Origin of the sequence: Micromonospora saelicesensis (genome assembly GCF_900091575.1) — a bacterium.
Taxonomy (GTDB): domain Bacteria; phylum Actinomycetota; class Actinomycetes; order Mycobacteriales; family Micromonosporaceae; genus Micromonospora; species Micromonospora saelicesensis.
In genome coordinates, this window is sequence record NZ_FMCR01000001.1 from 1,259,229 (window position 1) to 1,280,668 (window position 21,440).

A 21,440-nucleotide genomic window follows, 5' to 3' on the forward strand; every position below is an offset into this window, starting at 1 on the left:
ACCGGGCGGGTTGGTCAGGCCGTCAGGGGCTGTTCAGCTCGTAGACGGTGACCGAGCCGGCGACCAGCCGGACCTGGGCCAGTGCGGCCAGCTCCGGCGACACCGCGCCCGCCCTGGCGTCGGCGAACAACCACCTGACCCCGTGCTCGGTGCGGAGCCGGTCCAGGTCAGCCTGGGTCGGCGTGCGGAACACCCCGTCGTTGAGCGCGAGCAGCGCCGGGTCGGGGAAGTCCTGTCGGGCGTACCCGAGGTTCTCGACGCCGTGCGCGGCCACTACCGCGTCGGTGTAGCTCCAGCTCTCCACCACAGTGCGGTGCCCACCGAGGCCGGTCACCCAGAACGCACGGGCGTCGCAGTGCGGGGTGGTCCGCACCGGCTGGCAGTGCACGTTGGTGGCGACCACGTCGTCGTCGGCGGCGTTGTCGTCCAGCCACAGCGCCGCGCGCATCTCGTCGGCGGTCAGCGCGTACGGCTGCGGCCCGGTGGCCGGCACCGGCTCGGTCAACACCGAGCGGACGGTCCCGCCCACGACGACGGCGGCGCTGGCACCGAGCATCGCCGCGGTGACCCCGGCCAGGGCGATCGTCACCGCCCGCCGACGACCTCCCGAGCCCGCCGCCGAAGCCGCCGGCGCCGGGACGCGGCGCCGCCAGCGGGCGGCCACCCCGACGGCGAGCGCGGCGGCCACCGCCACGAACAGCACGTACCGGGTGGCCGAGAGACCCAGCACCCGCAGCCACCCCTCGATGGTCGAGGTGGTGGGGGTGCCGGGGCGGCTGATCCTCGGCACGGCGAAGCCCACCACAGTGCCGGCCGTGGCGATCCCCGCCAGCGCGCCGGCCACGGCGGGCACCACCAGCGCCGGCCAGGGCGCTCGGGCCTGGGCGAGCGACCAGGTGGTCAGCACGACGCCGACCGGGATGACGCCCATCCAGAAGTAGATCTGACTGATCGACGGGTGCTGGAACACCCAGGTGGTGGCAGCACCGGCCAGGACCGTGCCGGCGAGCAGCCAGACGGCCGGGTCGGCCCGCTGCCCGCCGTCGGCGAGCAGGCTCATGCCCACCCACCGGGGCGCCTGAGCCAGCACCCACCAGGCGACCACAGCGAACGCCAGCAGCCACCCGACAAGGCCCCCGTCGTTGATGCCCGGTGGCAACGGGGCGCTCGGCCAGATTCCGTCACCCGTTCCGAGGGTCTCGGAGTACGGGGCGATGAAGTGCAGCAACGCCAACGCCTGCACGCGCAGCGTGCCGGCCCCGCCACCGGCGAACAGTCGGAAGCCGAGCGCCATCGCCGCCCCGAGGCAGGCCAGCGCCACCAGGGCGGGTCGCGGGACCTGTCGCTTCCGCCACCAGAAAACGACGGCGGTGAGACCCAGGCCGGCGATCAACGGCGGCAACGCGCTGGACTTCGCCCCCGCACAGATCAGCCCGAGCACCGGAACCAGCGGCCAGGCCCGGCCGAGGGAACGCCCTCGGACCACGTCGATGATGAGCCCGGCGAGCAGCAGCAACGGCACCAGCACGTACGTCTGGGAGGGGCTGGCGTACGACAGCGGCATCTCGCCGGACGCGCCCACCGGCGAGCCGAGCGTGACCCCCGCTCCGATGAAGGCGGCGAGGGCGGCCACCGGGCCGGCCCAGACGGACCCGCTCAGGTCACGGGCGAGCCCGGCTGCGAGCAGCGCCGCGGTACCGACCACGGGCACCAGCCAGAGTCGCAGCAGCACCACCGCCGGCGAGATTCCGGTGATCATGCTGCCACTGGCGATGTGCGCGTCGGACAGGTAGTGATAGCGCAGGGCCTCCCCGGCGACGTGCGGCAACTCGAACGGCATCGCCCGGGTCAGCTCCTGCACCAGACCCAGGTGGTAGAGCACGTCCTGGTAGTAGCCGCCGTACACGGGAGGCAGCGGGACCATCCGCCACTGGGTGTATCCCCAGGCGAGCACCACCAGCAGCGCCGCGCCCATCCCCCAGTGCCAGGCGACTGGCAGCGGACGGCGCTCTTCGACCCGCCAGTGCCGGCGCAGCCGGGGGACGGCGGCGAACGCGACGAGGACGGGCAGCGGCCACCATCGCAGCAGGGACTGCTGACCGGTCGCCGCAGCCAACGCCCAGGCGATGATCTCCAGCAGCAGACCGGTGGCCGCGCCGTAGCCGAGGTCCTCCGGGAGGTTGCCCCGGCTGCCGCGCAGCGCGCGGTGCACCAGGGTGCCGGGGAACACCAGCGCGAAGACCCAGTACGCGGAGAACCGCGCGAGGTCCGGGGCGGGCACACTGCCGCGGGACCAGACCAGGAGCAGCGCGGCGATCACGAGCACCCACGGGAGCGCGCTGAGGACCGACCCGGGACCGTTCCGACCCGGCGCCGGGGCCGGGGCGTCCGATCGCTCGGCCAGTAGGAGGTCAGCCACGGACGCCGACCGCCGAATCGAGGCTCGGCGTACCGGAGACGTCACAGTTCCGGGCGAGCGGCTCCGCGTCCGGGGCTTCATCCCGCGAGTCGAACCCGATGTGGAACGCGGGCCGGTTCTGCACTGTGGCGTAGATCCGGCCGACGTACTCGCCCAGCAGGCCGAGGCAGACCAGCTGCACCCCGCTGAGCAGCAGTAACGCCACGAACATCGAGGTCCAGCCGGGGATGGTGGTGCCGGAGACGTGGGCGACCATGCCGAACACGATCAGCGCGAGGCAGAGCAGGAAGCTCGACATCCCCAGCCAGGTGGCCAGGCGCAGTGGCGCGGCGGAGAAGTTCGCGGTGCTCTCCCAGGCCAGGGCCACCATCCTGCGCAGCGGATACTTCGTCTCGCCGGCGGCGCGGGCCTCGCGGTCGTAACGCACCTCGGCGCTGGGAAAGCCGAGCGACGGCACCAGCAGCCGGTAGACCGGGGAGCGTTCGGGCAACCGGCGCAGGACCTCGATCACGTCCCGGCTGAGCAACCGGAAGTCGCCGGCCTGCGCGGGCAGGTCGACGCCGACGAGCCGGCGCATCGCCCAGTAGTAGCCACGGGCGCTGTTGCGCTTGAAGACCGTGTCGGTGCTGCGGTCGGCGCGAACGCCGTAGACCACATCCACCCCGTCCTCGCGGGCCACCCGGAGCATCTCGGCGATGGTCTCCGGCGGATCCTGGAGATCGGCGTCGAGGCTGACCACCCACTGGCCGACGGCCCGGTGCAGGCCGGCGGTCAACGCCGCCTGGTGGCCGCTGTTGCGCCGCAGCCGGAGCACCCGCAGCTGTGGCCATTCCCGGCCGTGGTCGAAGAGCACCGACACGGTGTCGTCCCGGCTGCCGTCGTCGACGGCGACCACCTCGTAGTCGACGCCGAGCGCGTCGAGCACCGGCCGGAGCCGGGCGACCAGTGCCGGAATGACCGCGGTCTCATTGAACATCGGGATGACCACCGAGAGGGTGGTCGTCCGTGGAACGACGGACTCCATAGTGTTACGGCCCCGTTCCGCACGCAGGAGTGATCGAATCGCGCCGGGGGCGCGGCAACGATCACCATCGCGTGGTAAACCCTCCACCAGCGGACCAGCCGCTGAACGGTCCGTTAACGCCTGCTGGCAGTCACCCCGGTAAGGGACGATCTCGCGTTCAGCGCTCCAGGACGGCGGTCACGCCGTACGGGCTGTCGACTCAGGACGGGTGCCCGGTGGGGCCCGGTGGCCGTTTTGTCGCCCAGGGCGGTGCGCTACCAGCCGGTATCGGATCATGATTTCCGTCTGATCTCCGGCGACGCCGAATCCACCTTCTCGACAGAGGGCACGCATGCGTAGAAGATCCCTCGCCGGCCTCACCGCGATCGCGGTGACCGGCGGCACCCTGCTGGCCACCGGCACACCCGCCCAGGCAGCCGAACCTGAGGTTCTGTACGTCAAGCAGGCCGACGCGAACTGCTCCGACCAGGGGCCCGGCTCCGCGACCGCGCCGTTCTGCACGATCAGTGCAGCAGCCGCCGTGGTGACCGCCGGCACGACGGTTTATGTCGACGGCGGCACCTACGCCGAGCGCGTCACCATCACCCGCTCCGGCACTGTGGAATTGCCGATCTCCTTCATCGCCAATACCCCTCGTACCCCGGTGACGCTTGTCGGTCCGAACGCGGGCCTGGTCGTTGACGGCCAGCACGACATCTACATCCAGGAACTCAACGTCAGCGGGTCAGCCGATGTGCCCGCCCTCGATCTGCGTAACGCCTCGAACATCTTGGTCGCGGGCAGCAAATTCACCATGGCGAACGTCGCGACCGCGCCCGCCATCCGACTCGCCAATGTGACGGTGTCGGCGCTGGAACAGGTCATCGCCAGCGGGACGGCGCTTGCTGGCGGCTTGACCATGGATGCGTCCACCAGCGAGGTGATCATCGACGACACGTTGGTGTCGACCGACCCGAAGCACGCCCCCTCCGGTGGCGGCGTGGGCATTCGAATCGACGGGCCGCGCAACACGATCCTCAGTGGCGATGTTGCCGGCTTCTCCGGAGCTGCCATTTCGGTGGGCCCTGCCGCCTCCTCGACGGTGATCGCCAACAACCGGATCAAGGGCGGGATCGGATACGGCATCCACAGCCGCGGAGCCGTGGGCACGGCCATCGCCAACAACGACATCCAGGACCGCTGCCTGGGCGGCATCCGGGTGGACGGGGCGTCGTCCCAGGTATCGGTGCAGAACAACGTGCTCCGCAACAACGGCGCCTTCAACCAGGGCTACTGCGATCCGCAGGCTCCCGAGGGGGCCGAGATCGGGGTCTACGACGAGGCGCCGAGCGGCACTGTCATCGATTACAACAACACCTGGCACCAGTCCACGTCCGCGACCGGCTACTCCTGGAACGGCACCAGGATGGGTCTCACCCAGTTCCGCACCGTCTCCGGGCAGGCCGCACACGACCGGTACACGGCGGATGTCCGGGAAAATATCGACTCGGCGAACTCGACGGCGCCCGGCTACCAGGATCTCGACACCGACGGAAAGCCACGCCGGGACGATCCGGCCGTGGCGAACACCGGCGCCGGCCCGATCGCGTACGCCGACCGTGGCACTGCGGAAAGCGTCAAGCACCCGGTGGCGTCCTTCGACGCCACAGTGGATCTCGGCACGAGCACGGTCAGGGTGGACGCCTCCGCCTCCACGCCGGGCTTCACCCCGATCGACATGTACGAGTTCAGCTGGGGCGACGGGACCTCCGTCACCCAGTCCACTCCGATCGCCACGCACAAATACGCCACACCGGGCACCTATGACGTCACGGTCAGCCCCCGGGGGACCGACGGCCTGTCTGGCAGCAGCACCGAAAAGGTCAGCGTGCTGCGGCGGACCGCCTCCGTGGGTCTGCTCGCGCTCTCCACCCTGCGCTACGTCGGTGCCGCGCCCATGCGACCGAACCAGGCCGGCCTGACCGCTGCCGCGCAGTACGACCTGGCGGACGCCGGCAACGGACAGGTGGCCCTCGTCGCACGGGCCAACGGTCGATACGTCACCCAGTTGGCCAACGAATCGCTCAGCGCCGAAAGCCAGGCGGTCGGCGCCGCGGAGAAGTTCACAGTCGTCCGCAACAGTGACGGCACCGTCAGCCTCAAGGCGAGCAACAACCTGTACGCCACCGCCGATCCCAGCGGTGCTCTGACCCTGTCGGCGAGCCGGTCGACGATCAGCGCCCAGGAGAAGTTCCATCAGGTTCCGGTCGCCGACGCGAACAGGTCGCTGAAGGCCAGCGTGAACGGCCGTTTCGTGATTGCCGACGGTGCCGGTGTGAAGCCGCTGATCGCGAGCGCGGCGACCGCCGGCAGCTGGGAGCGGTTCGACTTCGCGGACCTCGGCAATGGGCAGATCGCTATCTTCGCCCGCGCCAACAACCGCTTCGTGTCCGCCGACGGCGCAGGCGCCAAGCCGCTGATCGCGAAAGCCTCGACGGCCAGCACCTGGGAGCGGTTCACCCTGGTCCGCAGCAGCGACGGCACGGTGAGCCTCAAGGCCGGCGTCAACAACCTGTACGTCAGCGCCGACGGCGCCGGCAGCAAGCCCCTGATCGCCAACCGCCCGACCATCAGCACCTGGGAGAGGTTCATCCTCGGCTGAGCCCTACCGCAGGATCGACTGAGCCCTACCGCAGGATCGACTGAGCCCTACCGCAGGATCGACGCCCGCCGGACCCTCGGGTCCGGCGGGCGTCGCCGTGCACACTCCGGTCAGCGCTCCAGGATGGCGGTCACGCCCTGACCACCGGCGGCGCAGATGGAGATCAGCCCGCGCCCACTGCCCCGCTCGGCCAGCAGCTTCGCCAGGGTCGCCACGATCCGTCCGCCGGTGGCGGCGAAGGGATGTCCGGCGGCAAGCGACGAACCGTTCACGTTGAGCCGGTCGGTGTCGATCGCGCCCAGCGGCGTGTCCAGCCCGAGCCGGTCCTTGGTGAACTCCGGCGACTCCCATGCGGCGAGGGTGGCCAGCACCTGCGACGCGAACGCCTCGTGGATCTCGTAGTAGTCGAAGTCCTGCAACGTCAGCCCGGCGCGGGCCAGCATCCGGGGCACCGCGTACGCGGGTGCCATCAGCAACCCCTCGTCGCCGTGCACGAAGTCCACCGCCGCTGTCTCCGACCAGCTGAACCAGGCCAGCACGGGCAGGTGGTGCGCCGCCGCCCACTCCTCGCTGGCCAGCAACACCGTGGACGCGCCGTCGGTGAGCGGCGACGAGTTGCCGGCCGTCATGGTGGCCTGCTCGGCGTCCGGGCCGCGGGTGCCGAAGACCGGCTTCAGCGAGGCGAGCTTCTCCAGGCTGCTGTCCGGGCGGAGGTTCTGATCCCGGGTGAGCCCCAGGTACGGCGTCATCAGGTCGTCGAAGAAACCCCTGTCGTACGCGGCCGCGAGGCGCTGGTGTGAGCGCAGCGCCAGCTCGTCCTGGGAGCGCCGGTCGATCTGCCAGCGCAGGGCGGTCCGGGCGGCGTGGTCGCCCATGGACAGGCCGGTACGCGGCTCGGCGTTGCGCGGGATCTCCGGCTTGAACGGCTGAAGTGGGCGCAGCTTCGCCGCGATCTTGAGCCGTTCGCCCAGCGTACGGGCCGAGTTGAGCTTGAGCAGCGTGCGGCGCATCTCCTCGTTGACGGCGAGCGGGGCGTCGGAGGTGGTGTCGACACCGCCGGCGATGCCCACGTCGAGCTGACCGAGGGCGATCTTGTTGGCGACCAGGATGGTCGCCTCCAGGCCGGTGCCGCAGGCCTGCTGGATGTCGTACGCCGGGGTGTGTGGGTCGAGCCGGGAGCCGAGGACCACCTCGCGGGTGAGGTTGAAGTCGCGGGAGTGCTTGAGCACCGCCCCGGTGACCACCTCGCCGATGCGTTGCCCGGCCAGCCCGTAGCGGGCGATCAGGCCGTCCAGCGCCGCGCCGAGCAGGTCCGCGTTCGACGCGTCCGCGTAGCGGGCGTTGGAACGGGCGAAGGGGATGCGGTTGCCCCCGATGATCGCGACCCGCCGGATGCTCTGCACGATCCGCCTCCTCGACATGTGTTGCTGGAACCCTACTCGCCAGTAGGCTACGCCCATGACCGACAGGTACGCGAGCTTCGTCCAATCGGCCGCCGGCCGCGCGCTGGTCAAGCGCCTCGGGCTGCCCGACCCGCCCCGACTGCGCCGGCACCACCCCGGCGACCCACTGCTGGCCGGCCCGGCCCTGCTCGGCGCGGCCACCGGCGGCCGGCTCGCCGAGCCGATCGCCAAGATCCTCACCGCCGCCGGGGTCGAGCTGGCCGACCCGGCCGCCGCCGCCCATTCGCACGGCGACGCCCCGCAGCGGTACGGGGCACTGCTGTTCGACGCCACCGGGATCACCGACTCGACCGAGCTGCGCCAGCTCTACGACTTCTTCCACCCGCAGGCCCGGGCCGTGCTGCCCAGCGGCCGGGTGATCGTGTTGGGCACCCCGCCGCAGGAGTGCCCGACACCCCGCGAGGCGACCGCCCAGCGCGCCCTCGAAGGGCTGGTCCGCAGCATCGGCAAGGAGTTCGGCCGGGGCACCACCGCGCAACTCGTCTACGTGAGCGGTACCGCGGCGGACGATCCAGCCCACTCCGCCGGGACGATCACGAGCCTCGAATCGACAATCCGGTTCCTGTTGTCCGGCCGGTCCGCGTACGTGTCGGGCCAGGTCATCCGGGTCGGCAGCGGCGCGGCGAGCGTCCCGGCCGACTGGGACCGCCCGCTGGACGGGCAGGTCGTGCTGGTCACCGGCGCGGCACGGGGCATCGGTGCGGCGCTGGCGAAGGTGCTGGCCCGCGACGGCGCGAAGGTGGTGGCCCTGGACATTCCGGCCGCCGGTGACGCGCTCGCCGCGGTGGCGAACGACATCGGCGGCACTGCCGTCCAACTCGACCTGACCGCGCCGGACGCGCCGACCCGACTCGCCGAGCACCTGGCCAGCCGGCACGGCCGGGTCGACGTGGTGGTGCACAACGCCGGCATCACCCGGGACAAGACGCTCGGCCGGATGGACGCCGACCGGTGGGACCAGGTGATCGACGTCAACCTCTCCAGCCAGGAGCGGATCAACGACGTACTGCTGGAGCGGGAGCTGATCCCGGCCGGCGGGCGAATCATCTCGGTCTCCTCGATCGCCGGGATCGCCGGTAACCGGGGGCAGACCAACTACGCCACCAGCAAGGCCGGCGTGATCGGGCTGGTCGACTCGCTCGCACCGGCCCTGCGGGAGCGCGGGATCAGCGTCAACGCGGTGGCCCCCGGCTTCATCGAGACCCGGCTGACCGCGCGCATCCCGCTGGTGGTCCGCGAGGCGGGCCGGCGGATGAACAGCCTGGCCCAGGGCGGGTTGCCGGTGGACGTGGCCGAGACGATCGGCTGGTTGGCCTGGCCGGCCAGCGGTGCGGTCAGCGGAAACGTGGTCCGGGTCTGCGGCCAGAGCCTGCTGGGGGCGTGATGGGCGCGCGGCCGGAGTCGGGCAGCCGTACCCCTGTCGAACTGCCCCGGATGCCAGCGGTCGGGGCGCTGCACCGACGGGCAATGCTCGGCGCGCTACCGGGCCTCGGCGGTGGGCGGCGCGGGCCCAACCTGCCGGCGGTCGAGTTGACAGTGGGCGGGGTGAGCGTCGACCGGGCGCAGCTGGCCGACTACGACCGGGTCTGCGGGTTCCGGCTCACCGACCGGTTGCCCGCGACGTTCCCGCACGTCATGGGCTTTCCGCTGGCCCTGCGCCTGATGACCGCACCGGACTTCCCCCTCCCGCTGATCGGCCTGGTGCACGTCGGCAACCGGATCACCAGGCACCGCCCGATCACCGCCGACGAGACCCTCGACTTCACCACGTACGCCGAGGACCTGCGCCCCCACGACCGGGGGCGGCAGGTGGACGTGGTGCTGGTCGGCTCGGTCGACGGGGAGGAGGTGTGGCGCGGCGTCTCGACGTACCTCGGTCGGGAGCGCAAGTCGGGCGGGCGCGAGGCCGGCGAACGTCCCGCGGCGCCGACGGCCACCGCCCGTTGGCGGGTGGAACCGCGTATCGGTACGGAGTACGCCCGGGTCTCCGGCGACCACAACCCGATCCACACCTCCCGACTCGGGGCGCGGCTGTTCGGCTTCCGCCGGCCGATCGCGCACGGCATGTGGAGCAAGGCGCGCTGCCTGGCGGCGCTGGAGGCCCGACTGCCGGACGCGTACACAGTCGAGGTCGCCTTCAAACTGCCGGTGCCGCTGCCGAGCACCGTGGGCTTCGCGCTCCTGCCGGACGGCGGGTTCGCCCTGCACGACTCCCGTGGCCGACCGCACCTGACCGGCCTCGTGCGCTGAGCGCACCTCACCGGGTTCGTGCGCTGAGCGCACCGCGCTACGTCGTGCGCTGAGCGCACCAGGCGGGTTCGTGCGCTGAGTTGCCCTTGGCAGGCGCGCACTTCTGCGCTAAGTTGTTCTCACAGCGAGATGTTCTCAAGGTGAGAGAGACGTGATGAACGAGCAGGAGTTCCTGGCCGCGTACGACCCCCGGGCCTATCCGTCGGTCGCCGTGACCGTCGACGTGGTGGCGCTGACCATCCGCGACGGCGCACTGCACCTGCTGCTGATCCGGCGCGGCGAGGCACCCTTCGCGGGGCACTGGGCGCTGCCCGGGGGCTTCGTCCGCCCCGACGAGGACCTGACCGCCGGCGCCCGACGGGAGTTGGCCGAGGAGACCGGGCTCGGCGGCGAGGCGCTGCGCCGCGTACACCTGGAGCAGTTGGGCAGCTACGGCGCTCCCGACCGTGACCCGCGCATGAGGATCGTCTCGATCGCCCACCTCGCGTTCGCCCCCGACCTGCCGGACCCGGCCGCCGGCAGCGACGCCGACGAGGCGATCTGGCTGCCGGTGACCGCGTTGACCAGCCGACAGCTCGCCTTCGACCACGGTCGGATCATCGACGACGCGTTGGAACGGGCCCGCTCCAAGCTGGAGTACACCCCGCTCGCCACCCGCTTCCTCGCCGCCGAGTTCACGATCAGCGAACTGCGCGCCGTCTACGAGACGGTCTGGGGGCATCCGCTGCACGCCGGCAACTTCCACCGCAAGGTGCTCTCCGTGCCGGGCTTCGTGGAGAGCACCGGCGCCAGCACCGAGCGCGGTGGTGCCCGGGGCGGCCCGCGCGCCCGGCTCTACCGGGCCGGCGACGCCCGCCTGCTGCACCCGGCGCTGCTGCGCCCCGCCCGTGAGGAGACGGTGCGGTGAGGGCCGCGGAGGCCATTCGCCTGGTCGCGGCCGCCCGCACCGACGCGGACCTGTTCGGCGCCGACCAGCCCGCCCGCCGCTACCGCGAGCTGGTCGCGGCCCTGCACCCCGACCGCCTGCCGACCGATCCGGCGGTACGCGCCGAAGCCATCGACGCGTTCATCCACGTCACCACCCGGTGGCAGGCACGGCAGACCACCGTCCTCGGCGACTACCGGCTCGGCGCGCTGGCCCACTCGGGTGACCTGGCCGACCTCTACGACGTCGGCGGCGACCGGCTGCTCAAGCTTCCTCGACGGCCCACCGACAACGATCTGATGGCCCGCGAGGCGCACTCCCTGCGCACCATCGCCGAGCGCGGCGACCCGCGGTACCTGCCGTACGTGCCCCGGCTCGTCGACGAGTTCCGGCAGCGGGACACCGCCACCGGCGCGGAACGGCGGATCAACGTCCTCGCCGCCGCACCCGGCCTGCACGACCTCGAGGAGGTGCGGCGCGCGTACCCCGACGGGCTGGACGCCCGTGATGTGGCCTGGATGTGGCGGCGGCTGCTGGTGGTGCTCGGCCTGGCCCACCGGGCGGGCGTGGTGCACGGCGCGGTACTGCCCCGGCACGTGCTGATCGAGCCGGACGCCCACGGCGTGGTGCTGATCGACTGGTGCTTCTCCGCTGCCGTCGGGAGCACAATCCCGGCGGTCGTACCCGGCCACGGCTGGGACCCGGAGGAGGTCCTCAAGAAGCAGCAGTGCGGGCCGGGCACCGACATCGCGATGGCCAGCCGCTGCATGAGCTGGTTGATGGGGCCGCGCGTACCCCGCGAGCTGCGCACCTTCGCGCAGGGCTGCCGGCAACGGTCCCTGGACGCCCGGCCCGACGACGCCTGGCGCCTGCTGCGCGAACTCGACCAGGTGCTGGACCGGCTCTACGGGCCACGCACCTTCCGACCCTTCACCCTCACCCCCTAAGGAGCTGTCATGGGCAGTGGAATCTGGTCCACCGACGTGTACGACGCCGCCGACCGCTACCGCCGGTCCACCGGCAGGAGCGCCTTCTCCTACAGCGACAGCGGGGCGCGCACCGTGCACCCCGCGCTCGACCCCAGGGACGCGACCCGCGAGAGCCGCGACTCCGACGAGCACCCCCGTTCGACGCCCGTCGCGGTGCTCTTCGACGTGACCGGCTCGATGCGCACGGTGCCGCGGGTCCTGCAGACCAAGCTGCCGCAACTGCTCGGGCTGCTGCAACGGCAGGGCTACGCCAGCGACCCGCAGATCATGTTCGGTGCCATCGGCGACGCCACCTGCGACCGGGTGCCATTGCAGGTGGGCCAGTTCGAGTCGGACAACCGGATGGACGACGACCTCGGCCGGATCGTGCTGGAGGGCGGTGGCGGCGGACAGATGAGCGAGTCGTACGAGCTGGCCATGTACTTCATGGCCCGGCACACCGTCACCGACAACTGGGAGAAGCGCGGCCGGCGCGGCTACCTGTTCATCATCGGCGACGAGCTGGCGTACCAGCGGGTGAAGGCCCGGGAGGTGGCCGGCCTGATCGGGGACGGCCTCTCCGAGGACGTGCCGCTGCGGCAGGTCGTCGACGAGGTGACCCGCCGCTGGGACACCTACTACCTGCTCCCCACCGGCAGTCACTACGCCGGCAACGCCAAGGTGCTCGACTTCTGGCGGGACCTGCTCGGGCAGAACACCGTGGTGCTCGACGACCTCGACGCGGTCTGCGAGACCATCGCGCTCACCATCGGCCTCGGCGAACAGGCCATCGACCTGGACGAGGGCCTGCGCGACCTGGACCGCGCCGGCTCCGGCGCCACCGGGACCGTGTCGAAGGCGCTGGCCCGCCTCGGCCGGGAACGGCGGGCCGAGGTGTCGACGCTGCCGGCGTTCACCGACACGGCCAGTGGGGTGACCCGGCTGTGAACCACGTGGCGGTGGTCGACCTCGGCTACGGAGACGCCGGCAAGGGCACTGTGGTGGACTGGCTCTGCGCCACCCGTCCCGTGCACACGGTGGTCCGCTTCAACGGGGGCGCGCAGGCGGCACACAACGTCGTGCTGCGCGACGGGCGGCACCACACGTTCGCACAGTTCGGCGCCGGCACGTTCCGTCCCGGTGTGCGTACGCACCTGTCCCGGCACGTGGTGGTGGACCCGCTGGCGTTGGCCGCCGAGGCCGACCACCTCGTCACGGTCGGGGTGCCCGACGCGCTGGACCGGCTGACCGTCGACGGGGACGCACTGCTCGCCACTCCGTACCACCGGGCCGCCAACCGGGCCCGCGAGATCGCCCGGGGAGCCGACCGGCACGGCTCCTGCGGGCTGGGGGTGGGCGAGGCCGTCGCGTACGGTCTCGCCCACCCCGACGACGCGCCCAGGGTCGCCGACTGCCATCACCCAGCACTGCTGCGCCGCAGGCTGACCATCCTGCGGGACCGGCTGACCGCCGAGCTGGGCCCGCTGGACGCGCCACCCATCGAGGACTGCCTGCCCGCGTACACCGGGTTCGCCGACCGGGTCGCGATCGTCGACGGCAGTTGGCTCGCCGGGGCGCTGCGCACCGGGACCTGCGTCTTCGAGGGCGCGCAGGGAGTGCTGCTCGACGAGTGGCACGGCTTCCACCCGTACACCACCTGGAGCACCACGACGTTCGCCAACGTCGACAGCCTGCTCGCCGAGGCGGGCCGGCCCGGCGACGTGACCCGGATCGGGGTGCTCCGCGTGGTCACCACCCGGCACGGGCACGGCCCGCTGGTGACCGAGGACCCGAGCCTGCCGTTCGCCGACGCGCACAACGCCACGAACCCGTGGCAGGGCCGGTTCCGGTTCGGCCACTTCGACGCGGTCGCCCACCGGTACGCCCTCGCCGCGGCCGGCGGCGTCGACGGCCTGGCCCTGACCCACCTCGACCTGGCCGGCCCCGACCTGCGGATCTGCCGCCGCTACGACTCCACCGACCGGCTCACCCCGGGCCCGCCCGGGGACCTGGACCGCCAGGCCGCGCTCACCGCCCGCCTGCTGCGATCCCGCCCGCTGTACGACGATCCGCCGCAGGACTGGCCGGCAGCGGTACGCGCGGAGCTGGACACCCCGGTGGTGCTCACCTCGCAGGGCCCCACCGCCGACGACAAGACCCCACACGGCCCGCTGCTGGCCACACCGGCCCTGGCTCGCACGGCCTGACCCACCCCGCCGATCTTGCACTTTCGGTAGTTGTTCTGCGGCTTTTGCAGGGGTTGGTTCGGGCACAAAGTGCAAGATCGGCGCGGGGCGAGGTGGGGGTCATCCCGCAGCTTCGGCCACCGGGCGGGTCGCACCCGGCGAGCATGGAGGCATGGACTCGGCGCTCGACCTGCTCCGACAGCTGGTCACCTCACCGTGGGTGTACCTGCTGATCTTCGGGCTCACGGCGGTCGACGCGTTCTTTCCGGCCGTACCCGGCGAGGCTGCCGTCATCACCGCTGCCGTGCTCTCCACCAGCGGAAATCCCAAGCTGGCGGCGGTGATCGTCGCCGCCGCGCTGGGCGCCTGCGCCGGTGACCACGTCTCGTACGCCATCGGGCGCGGTGGCGGCGCGAGACGCCTCGCCGGGTTTCCCGACGGCAGCCGCCGACGAGCCAGCTCGGAGTGGGCCCGGCGCGCGCTGAACCGGCGCGGCGGGCTGATCCTGACCACTTCCCGGTATCTGCCGGGCGGGCGGACCGCCGTCACCCTCACCATGGGCGCGGTGCGCTATCCCCGCCGGTCGTTCCTGCTGTACGACGCGATCGCGACGGTCACCTGGGCCCTGTACTGCGGGCTGCTCGGCTACTTCGGTGGGCTGGCCTTCGAACGGCACCCCGTCAAGGGCGTCCTCGCCGGGATCGGCCTGTCGGTGATCGTCACGCTGGGCATCGAGGGCATCCGTTGGCTGCGCCACCGGGCGCGCCGCCGCGCCGCCGCCACCACCGACCGGGCCGGATCGACCTGACACCCGTCACAGCAGGTCGGCGTCGTACACCAGGATGGCCAGCTGCACCCGGTTGCCCGCGTGGAGTTTCGCCAGCGCCCGGCTGACGTGCGCCTTGACGGTGGCCTCGCTCATCGTCAGCCGCCGGGCGATCTCCGCGTTGCCGTGCCCGCGCGCCACCTCCCGGACGATCGCCAACTCCCGCTCGGTCAGCGGTGCGAGCCGCTCACGGGCCGCGTCCCGGCGGGCCGGACCACGCTCGGCGAACGAGCTGATCAGGCGCCGGGTCACCGTCGGGGCGAGCATCGCGTTACCGGCGGCCACCGTACGAACGGCGGCGGCCAACTCGCGGGGTGGGGTGTCCTTGAGCAGGAAGCCGACCGCGCCGGCCCGCAGCGCCCGGTGCACGTACTCGTCGAGGTCGAAGGTGGTCAACATGATCACCTTCGGGCCGACGGCGACCACGTCGGGCGCCACGGTCAGCCCGTCGACGCCCGGCATCCGCACGTCGAGCAGCACCACGTCGGGGCGTAACCGCTGGGCCTGCTCCAGCGCGCCGGCGCCGTCCGCTGCCTCACCGACGACAGTGATGTCCTCCGCCGCCTCGAGGATCAGCCGCAGCCCGGCCCGGACCAGCTGCTCGTCGTCGACCACCACCACCCGGATCACGCCGCACCCGCCAGCGGGATCAGGGCCCGGACCAGGAAGCCGCCGTCCACGGGAGCTGCCTCCAACCGGCCGCCGAGCAGCTCCACCCGCTCACGCAGCCCGAGCAGCCCCTGCCCGGCACCCGGCAGCGTCGACCCGCCCTCGGACGGGCCGTTGCGGACCAGCACCTCCAGCCCGTCGGGCAGGTAGCGCAGGCAGACCGTCGTCTCGGCGTCGGCCGCGTGCTTGCGCACGTTGGTCAACGCCTCACGGACCACCCGGTACGCGGTACGCCCCAGCGTCGCCGGAAGTGCCGTCGGCACACCCTCGTCCTGCCGGGACACCCGCAGCCCGGCGGCACGGGACTCCCCGATCAACTCGTCCAACGTGTCGAGCCCCCGCTCCGGTGTCACGGCCGGCCCGGCCTGGCGCAGCACACCCAGCACCTCGCGCAGGTCGGTGAGCGCCTGCCGGCCGGTCGTCCGGATCAGCGCGGCGGCCTCGACGGTCGCCGGGTCCACGGCGGTCACCTCCAGCGCCCCGGCATGCACCACCATCAACGAGACCCGATGCGCCACCACGTCGTGCATCTCCCGGGCGATCCGGGTCCGCTCCTCGGCGCGGACCCGGTCGGCGCGGGCCTCCTGCTCGCGTTCCAGCCGCTCGGCCCGGTCCCGCAGGGCGGCGAGTGTGTCCTGACGGGCCCGCACCCAGAGGCCGAAGACCAACGGAAGCCCCACCAGACAGGCGGCGAGCAGCAGCACGTTGCCGGTGCTGGCGGTGGTGATCCGGCGTACGCCACCCACCGCCAGCCCGACCAGCACCCCACCGGTCAGCACCAGGGCCACCCCGGCGAGGTAGCCGGCGAGTTGGCGACCGCGCAACCGCAGACCCGCCTGGTACGAGGCCAGCACCCCGGCGGCCGCCGCGGCGAGCACCAACCAGCCGACCGCCGCAGCCAGGAACAACGGCCAGCGGCGGGTCCGGACCGTGGCGGCGGCCCACGCCGAGCCCAGTGCGATCAGCAGCACGACCACGCTCGGGAGCGGCGAGCGGACCCCGATGTCACCGGTCGCGCTGGCCCACACGGCCGCGGCGACCAGGACGGCGAGCAGCGGCGGGGCGTACCGATGGACGACCCGCCGGAGGGCGACGGCGCTGGAGGCCACGCAGCGAGCCTAGGGCTCAGCCGACGCATCGGGTCGCCCCGCGGCGCCGTACCCGGGTGAGGTGGGGGATGACCCCGATGCACAGTCCGGGCCGGCCGCTACCTAAGTAGTGCCGCCCACCTGACCACTGGCCGATGTCGGGAGCCGCCGCCCCGACCAGCATCGGGATCATGGATCTGCTCGACCTGCTGCACGACACGATGTCCTCGCCCTGGGTGTACCTGGCGATCTTCGCGATCGCGGTGCTCGACGGCTTCTTCCCGGTGGTGCCGAGCGAGACGGCGGTGATCACCGCGGGGGTGTTCGCGGCCTCCGGAGCGCCGTACCTGCCGGCGGTGATCCTGGTGGCCGCCGCCGGGGCGCTGGTCGGCGACCACATCTCGTACGCCATCGGGCGGGGTGGCGGCACCCGGCTGCTCGACCGGCTGCCGCCCGACGGTCGACGCCGAGCCGCCATCGACCGGGCCCGTCGGGGGATCGCCACCCGGGGCGGTCTGATCCTCACCGTGGCCCGCTACATCCCGGGTGGTCGGACCGCTGTCACCCTCACCATGGGTGCGGTGCGCTATCCACGGCGACGGTTCCTGGCCTTCGACGCGCTGGCCGCCGGCTCGTGGGGGCTCTACTCGGCGCTGGTCGGCTACGTCGGCGGGCTGGCCTTCGAGCAGGACCCGCTGCGTGGTCTCCTGCTCGGTCTGGGCCTCGCCCTGACGGTGACGGTGGTCGTCGAGGTGGTCCGCTGGCTCCGCAACCGCCGCCGTACCGCGCGGGCCGGCGAGCCGGACACCGACGCGCTTCCCGCCGGGGCCGTCAGTCGACCGGCGGACGCCAGGTGACGCCGTGCAGCAGTTGGGCGGCACCGAGCCAGGCCACGTTCATCATCCGGGTGGCCGTCTTCTCCGGGTCGGCGTCCGGGTGGTCCGCGAGCCAGTCGGCCAACGACTCGGTGGCGCCGACCAGGGCGTACGCGACGACCTCCAGGTCGATGGCGGCGATCTCGCGGCCCTCGGCGCGCAGCGCGTGGTCGAGCATTCCGGCGACCACCTCGACCAGCCGGGCCCGCATGGTGGCCAACTCGCCGGCGAACGGCTGCTCGCCCCGGGCCTGCCGGTAGAGCACCGCCCAGCCGTCCCGGTGGGCGCCCACGAAGCCGAAGAACGCCCTCAGCCCGCGCCAGAGCCGCTCATCGGCCGGCAGGTCGGGGGCCGCCGCCCCGGCGATGGCCTGCATCATCCGGGTGCCCTCCCGGTGCAGGCAGGCGACGAAGAGCTCCTCTTTGGTGCCGAGGTAGGCGTACACCATGGGTTTGGAGATGCCGGCGTCCTCGGCGATCTCGTCCATGCTGGCGGCGTGGAAGCCCCGTCGGGAGAAGACCTTGACGGCCGCGTCGAGCATCTGCTGCTCGCGGACGGCGCGAGGCAGGCGCTTGAATGCGGGGACGCTGGACACCTTGCGAGCATACCTACTCGTGCGTAGGGTTACGCGCGAGTAGCCAATCTTCCGGAAGGCGCACCTGATGACTGACTTCGACCCGGCCACCTTCGCCAACGTGGGCCCCAAGGAGTTCGCCCAGCTGGTCAAGTCCACCCCGGACGACAAGATCGCCCAGGTGATGTCCGGCGACATGCGCGACAAGGTCCTGGGCGAGGTGTTCGGCCGGATGCCGTCGCTGTTCCGCGCGGACCGGGCCGGTTCCACCAACGCGGTCATCCACTGGATCATCACCGGTCGCCCCGACGGCGGCAGCGACACCTACGAGGTGGTCATCGCCGACGGCACCTGCGCCGTGAACGAGACCCCGCAGCACGACCCGAAGCTGAGCCTCACCATGGGCCCGGTCGAGTTCCTGAAGATCGTCTCCGGTGGCGCCAACCCGGTGATGATGTTCATGACCGGCAAGTTGAAGGCGAAGGGCGACCTCGGCCTCGCCGCCAACATCGCCAACCTGTTCGACATCCCCAAGGCCTGACATGGCTGAGTTCTCGCTCGACCTGAACGAGGAACAGCGGGATCTACGCGACTGGGTGCACGGCTTCGCCGCCGAGGTCGTGCGCCCAGCCGCCGCCGAGTGGGACGAGCGCGAGGACACCCCGTGGCCGGTGATCCAGGAAGCCGCCAAGGTCGGCCTCTACGGCTTCGAGTTCCTCGCCACCTGCTGGGCCGACCCGACCGGGCTCTCCCTGCCGATCGCCAGCGAGGAACTCTTCTGGGGTGACGCCGGCATCGGCCTGAGCATCTTCGGCACCTCGCTCGCCGTCGCCGCCATCTACGGCGCCGGCACCCCCGAGCAGTTGGTCGAATGGGTGCCACAGTGCTTCGGCGACGTCGACTCGCCGGCCGTCGCCGCCTTCTGCACCAGCGAGCCGGAAGCCGGCTCCGACGTCGGCGCGATGCGCACCCGGGCCGTCTACGACGAGGCCACCGACGAGTGGGTGCTCACCGGCCAGAAGGCGTACGCCACCAACGGCGGAATCGCCGGAGTGCACGTGGTCACCGCCTCCGTCGATCCCGCGCTCGGCTCCCGGGGTCAGGCGGCGTTCGTCGTACCGCCGGGCACCCCCGGCCTGGCTGCCACCCGCAAGCTGCGCAAACTCGGCCTCCGCGCGTCACACACCGCCGACGTCTTCCTCGACGGGGTACGCGTACCCGGCCGCTGCCTGCTCGGCGGACGGGACGCCCTGCTGGAACGCCTGGACCGGGCCCGCTCCGGTCAGCGGGCCACCGGCCAGGCCGCGATGCGCACCTTCGAGCTGTCCCGACCCACTGTCGGCGCCCAGGCGCTCGGCGTGGCCCGGGCCGCCTACGAGTACGCCCTCGACTACGCGAAGGACCGGGTCCAGTTCGGACGCCCGATCATCGAGAACCAGGCGGTCGCATTCGCGCTGGCCGACATGCGGATGGAGATCGACGCGGCGCGGCTGCTGGTCTGGCGGGCCTCGTGGATGGGCCGCAACAACCGCCCGTTCACTGCGGGCGAAGGGTCGATGTCCAAGCTCAAGGCCGGCGAGGTGGCCGTGTCGGTCACCGAGAAGGCAGTGCAACTGCTCGGCGGAGCCGGCTTCCTGCGTGACCACCCGGTCGAGCGCTGGTACCGGGACGCCAAGATCTACACCATCTTCGAGGGCACCTCGGAAATCCAACGACTGGTCATCTCCCGGGCGATCTCCGGGATGCAGATCCGCTGACCACCGTCGGCCCGGCCCCTCCTCGACCGGGGTCGGGCCGACGGTGGCCCGGATTCCACGATCTGTGCCGACTTCGTCACCCCACGCCGACGCCAACTGGGCCTTCAGCCGCGCCCAGTGCATGATCAAGGAAAGAAGCCCTGATGGACGGGCAGGCGACCGCCCGTCCGCGCACCACCCCGAGGAGGTCTGCGGCATGGACCTGCCGTTCATCGTTGCCACGCTGACCCGTCGCGGGCTGCTCACCCCCGGCAGCCCGATCCGGGTCGCCTCGCAGCTCAACGCGTTGCGGACGTGGGGGTGGAGCCTGGCAGGCGAGCTACGCCAAGCAGCCGCCCGGGACCCGGGCCGTCCCGCTGTCATCGATGAGAACGGCGTCGAGCTGACCTACCACGACCTGCTCGACCGGGCCGAACGGATGGCCCGCTCGATGCGGGCCGGGCTCGGCGTACAGGCCGGCGACCGGATCGGCGTGCTCTGCCGCAACCACTCCGGGCTGATCGAGACGATCGTCGCCGCCACCCTGCTCGGTGTCGACGCGGTGCTGGTCAACACCGGGCTCAGCGCCGCCCAGTTGGGCACCGTCGCCGAGGAGCAGCGGCTGCGGCTCCTCGTGCACGACGACGAGTTCGCCGAGCGGGTCCTCGGCCTCCCCGCCGAGCTGTCCCGGCTCGACGAACGCGCGCGCGAGGAGTTGGTGGCCGGGGCACTGCCGGGTGACCTGCACCCGCCCGAGCGCGACGGCCGGATCATCGTGCTCACCTCCGGCACCACCGGTACGCCCAAGGGCGCCCGCCGGCCGACGCCCAGCGGCTTCGGCCCACTGGTGTCCATCATCGACCGCATTCCCCTGCACGCCCGGGACCGGGTGATGATCGCCGCGCCGATCTTCCACACCTGGGGATTCGCCGCCCTCCAGGTCTGCCTGGCACTACGGGCCACCATCGTGCTGCACCGACGCTTCGACCCGGCCGCCACGCTCGCCGCCCTGACCGCGCACCAGTGCAACGCGCTCTTCGCCGTACCGGTGATGGTGCAACGGCTGATGGAGGTGCCCCCGCCGGACCCGCGCCCCCCGCTCACTGTCGTCGCGGTCAGCGGCTCCGCCCTGCCCGGCGGGCTGGCCCCGAAGTTCATGGACGTCTACGGAGACGTCCTCTACAACCTCTACGGGTCCACCGAGGTCTCCTGGGCCTCCATCGCCGGCCCGCAGGACCTGCGTCAGGCACCCACCGCCGCTGGTCGTCCGCCGCACGGCACCCGGCTGGAGCTGCTCGACGACGACGGCCGTCCCGTACCGGACGGACGGGTCGGGCGGATCTTCGTCGGCAACGAGATGCTCTTCGAGGGCTACACCTCCGGTGCCAACCGGGAAACCCGCGACGGCCTGCTCGACACCGGCGACCTCGGCCGGCTCAACGCCGACGGGCTGCTCTTCGTCGACGGCCGGGCCGACGACATGATCGTCTCTGGCGGCGAGAACGTCTTCCCGTCCGAGGTGGAGGACCTGCTCGCGCAACTGCCACAGGTCCGCGAGGCGGCCGTGATCGGCGTGCCCGACCCCGAGTACGGCCAGCGCCTCTCCGCGTTCCTCGCCCTGCACCCCGGAGAGACGCTCGACCCCGAGGCGGTCCGCGAGTACGTCCGGCACTTCCTGGCCCGCTTCAGCGTCCCCCGAGACGTGATCTTCGTGAAGTACCTGCCCCGCAACGCCACCGGAAAGGTGCTCACCCGAGAACTGCGCCGCTACTACGGCTGACGGTGGCGTGGCGCGT

General features: G+C 72.1%; 18 protein-coding genes. 12 read left to right on the forward strand and 6 right to left on the reverse strand.

Translation table 11 applies throughout. The annotated features are described in order from the left end of the window. Positions 1–22: 22 nt before the first annotated feature. The gene (locus GA0070561_RS05985; RefSeq protein ID WP_091396067.1) at positions 23–2,419 is read right to left on the reverse strand and encodes a hypothetical protein; all 2,397 of its coding nucleotides are present in this window, start codon (positions 2,417–2,419) and stop codon (positions 23–25) included. Then, positions 2,412–3,443 (reverse strand): glycosyltransferase family 2 protein, encoded by a 1,032-nt coding sequence (locus GA0070561_RS05990; protein WP_091396070.1) that lies wholly within the window; start codon positions 3,441–3,443, stop codon positions 2,412–2,414. The genes GA0070561_RS05985 and GA0070561_RS05990 overlap by 8 nt, the downstream gene beginning before the upstream one ends. A gap of 331 nt (positions 3,444–3,774) precedes the next feature. Between GA0070561_RS05990 and GA0070561_RS05995 the strand changes: the two genes are divergently transcribed. Next, positions 3,775–6,084, forward strand: a complete 2,310-nt coding sequence (locus GA0070561_RS05995; RefSeq protein WP_091396074.1) for a right-handed parallel beta-helix repeat-containing protein — start codon at positions 3,775–3,777, stop codon at positions 6,082–6,084. A gap of 110 nt (positions 6,085–6,194) precedes the next feature. On the opposite strand, the gene GA0070561_RS06000 is transcribed toward GA0070561_RS05995, so the two are convergent. Continuing rightward, entirely contained in the window at positions 6,195–7,487 is a 1,293-nt protein-coding gene (locus tag GA0070561_RS06000; protein ID WP_091396077.1) for an acetyl-CoA C-acetyltransferase, read from the reverse strand. A 55-nt stretch (positions 7,488–7,542) separates the two neighbouring features. Between GA0070561_RS06000 and GA0070561_RS06005 the strand changes: the two genes are divergently transcribed. The 7 genes from GA0070561_RS06005 (at position 7,543) to GA0070561_RS06035 (ending at position 14,684) form a co-directional block, all read left to right on the forward strand. Continuing rightward, the gene (locus GA0070561_RS06005; protein ID WP_091396082.1) at positions 7,543–8,931 is read left to right on the forward strand and encodes a 3-oxoacyl-ACP reductase; all 1,389 of its coding nucleotides are present in this window, start codon (positions 7,543–7,545) and stop codon (positions 8,929–8,931) included. Further along, positions 8,931–9,797, forward strand: a complete 867-nt coding sequence (locus GA0070561_RS06010; RefSeq protein WP_091396085.1) for a MaoC/PaaZ C-terminal domain-containing protein — start codon at positions 8,931–8,933, stop codon at positions 9,795–9,797. Before GA0070561_RS06005 ends, GA0070561_RS06010 begins: the two co-directional genes overlap by 1 nt. 154 nt (positions 9,798–9,951) lie before the next feature. Next, a complete protein-coding gene (locus GA0070561_RS06015) occupies positions 9,952–10,704 on the forward strand; it encodes an NUDIX hydrolase (protein WP_091396088.1) in 753 nt (250 codons plus the stop codon). Next, positions 10,701–11,669, forward strand: a complete 969-nt coding sequence (locus GA0070561_RS06020; RefSeq protein ID WP_091396091.1) for a BUD32 family EKC/KEOPS complex subunit — start codon at positions 10,701–10,703, stop codon at positions 11,667–11,669. The genes GA0070561_RS06015 and GA0070561_RS06020 overlap by 4 nt, the downstream gene beginning before the upstream one ends. 9 nt (positions 11,670–11,678) lie before the next feature. Further along, the gene (locus GA0070561_RS06025) at positions 11,679–12,638 is read left to right on the forward strand and encodes a hypothetical protein (protein WP_091396094.1); all 960 of its coding nucleotides are present in this window, start codon (positions 11,679–11,681) and stop codon (positions 12,636–12,638) included. Further along, positions 12,635–13,897, forward strand: a complete 1,263-nt coding sequence (locus GA0070561_RS06030; protein WP_091396097.1) for an adenylosuccinate synthetase — start codon at positions 12,635–12,637, stop codon at positions 13,895–13,897. Before GA0070561_RS06025 ends, GA0070561_RS06030 begins: the two co-directional genes overlap by 4 nt. Positions 13,898–14,048: 151 nt before the next feature. Next, the gene (locus GA0070561_RS06035; RefSeq protein WP_091396100.1) at positions 14,049–14,684 is read left to right on the forward strand and encodes a DedA family protein; all 636 of its coding nucleotides are present in this window, start codon (positions 14,049–14,051) and stop codon (positions 14,682–14,684) included. Between the two features lie 6 nt (positions 14,685–14,690). Here GA0070561_RS06035 and GA0070561_RS06040 read toward each other — a convergent pair whose 3' ends face one another. After that, positions 14,691–15,332 (reverse strand): response regulator, encoded by a 642-nt coding sequence (locus GA0070561_RS06040; protein WP_091396102.1) that lies wholly within the window; start codon positions 15,330–15,332, stop codon positions 14,691–14,693. Further along, positions 15,329–16,480, reverse strand: coding sequence for a sensor histidine kinase (locus tag GA0070561_RS06045; protein WP_091396105.1), 1,152 nt, complete (start codon positions 16,478–16,480; stop codon positions 15,329–15,331). The genes GA0070561_RS06040 and GA0070561_RS06045 overlap by 4 nt, the downstream gene beginning before the upstream one ends. 170 nt (positions 16,481–16,650) lie before the next feature. Here GA0070561_RS06045 and GA0070561_RS06050 point away from each other — a divergent pair, with 170 nt between their 5' ends. After that, positions 16,651–17,316: a DedA family protein gene (locus GA0070561_RS06050; RefSeq protein WP_373861910.1), complete on the forward strand. Its 666-nt coding sequence runs from the start codon at positions 16,651–16,653 to the stop codon at positions 17,314–17,316. Here GA0070561_RS06050 and GA0070561_RS06055 read toward each other — a convergent pair. Continuing rightward, positions 17,291–17,929 carry a TetR/AcrR family transcriptional regulator gene (locus tag GA0070561_RS06055; protein ID WP_091396106.1) on the reverse strand — a complete coding sequence of 213 codons (639 nt, stop codon included), beginning with the start codon at positions 17,927–17,929 and terminating at the stop codon, positions 17,291–17,293. The two genes, GA0070561_RS06050 and GA0070561_RS06055, sit on opposite strands and share 26 nt — an antisense overlap. Positions 17,930–17,996: 67 nt before the next feature. Here GA0070561_RS06055 and GA0070561_RS06060 point away from each other — a divergent pair, with 67 nt between their 5' ends. From GA0070561_RS06060 to GA0070561_RS06070, 3 genes are all read left to right on the forward strand, one after another. Continuing rightward, positions 17,997–18,449, forward strand: coding sequence for an SCP2 sterol-binding domain-containing protein (locus GA0070561_RS06060; RefSeq protein ID WP_091396109.1), 453 nt, complete (start codon positions 17,997–17,999; stop codon positions 18,447–18,449). 1 nt (position 18,450) lies between these two features. Further along, entirely contained in the window at positions 18,451–19,665 is a 1,215-nt protein-coding gene (locus GA0070561_RS06065) for an acyl-CoA dehydrogenase family protein (RefSeq protein ID WP_091396111.1), read from the forward strand. A 196-nt stretch (positions 19,666–19,861) separates the two neighbouring features. After that, positions 19,862–21,424: an AMP-binding protein gene (locus GA0070561_RS06070; protein WP_091396114.1), complete on the forward strand. Its 1,563-nt coding sequence runs from the start codon at positions 19,862–19,864 to the stop codon at positions 21,422–21,424. The last annotated feature ends 16 nt before the right edge of the window (positions 21,425–21,440 follow it).

What these genes read in the sequence shown, in the direction of transcription:
- GA0070561_RS05990 (WP_091396070.1), bottom strand. Translation starts at nt 3,443, where the DNA reads ATGGAGTCCGTCGTTCCACGGACGACCACCCTCTCGGTGGTCATCCCG.
- GA0070561_RS05995 (WP_091396074.1), top strand. Translation starts at nt 3,775, where the DNA reads ATGCGTAGAAGATCCCTCGCCGGCCTCACCGCGATCGCGGTGACCGGC.
- GA0070561_RS06005 (WP_091396082.1), top strand. Translation starts at nt 7,543, where the DNA reads ATGACCGACAGGTACGCGAGCTTCGTCCAATCGGCCGCCGGCCGCGCG.
- GA0070561_RS06010 (WP_091396085.1), top strand. Translation starts at nt 8,931, where the DNA reads ATGGGCGCGCGGCCGGAGTCGGGCAGCCGTACCCCTGTCGAACTGCCC.
- GA0070561_RS06015 (WP_091396088.1), top strand. Translation starts at nt 9,952, where the DNA reads ATGAACGAGCAGGAGTTCCTGGCCGCGTACGACCCCCGGGCCTATCCG.
- GA0070561_RS06025 (WP_091396094.1), top strand. Translation starts at nt 11,679, where the DNA reads ATGGGCAGTGGAATCTGGTCCACCGACGTGTACGACGCCGCCGACCGC.
- GA0070561_RS06035 (WP_091396100.1), top strand. Translation starts at nt 14,049, where the DNA reads ATGGACTCGGCGCTCGACCTGCTCCGACAGCTGGTCACCTCACCGTGG.
- GA0070561_RS06050 (WP_373861910.1), top strand. Translation starts at nt 16,651, where the DNA reads ATGGATCTGCTCGACCTGCTGCACGACACGATGTCCTCGCCCTGGGTG.
- GA0070561_RS06060 (WP_091396109.1), top strand. Translation starts at nt 17,997, where the DNA reads ATGACTGACTTCGACCCGGCCACCTTCGCCAACGTGGGCCCCAAGGAG.
- GA0070561_RS06065 (WP_091396111.1), top strand. Translation starts at nt 18,451, where the DNA reads ATGGCTGAGTTCTCGCTCGACCTGAACGAGGAACAGCGGGATCTACGC.
- GA0070561_RS06070 (WP_091396114.1), top strand. Translation starts at nt 19,862, where the DNA reads ATGGACCTGCCGTTCATCGTTGCCACGCTGACCCGTCGCGGGCTGCTC.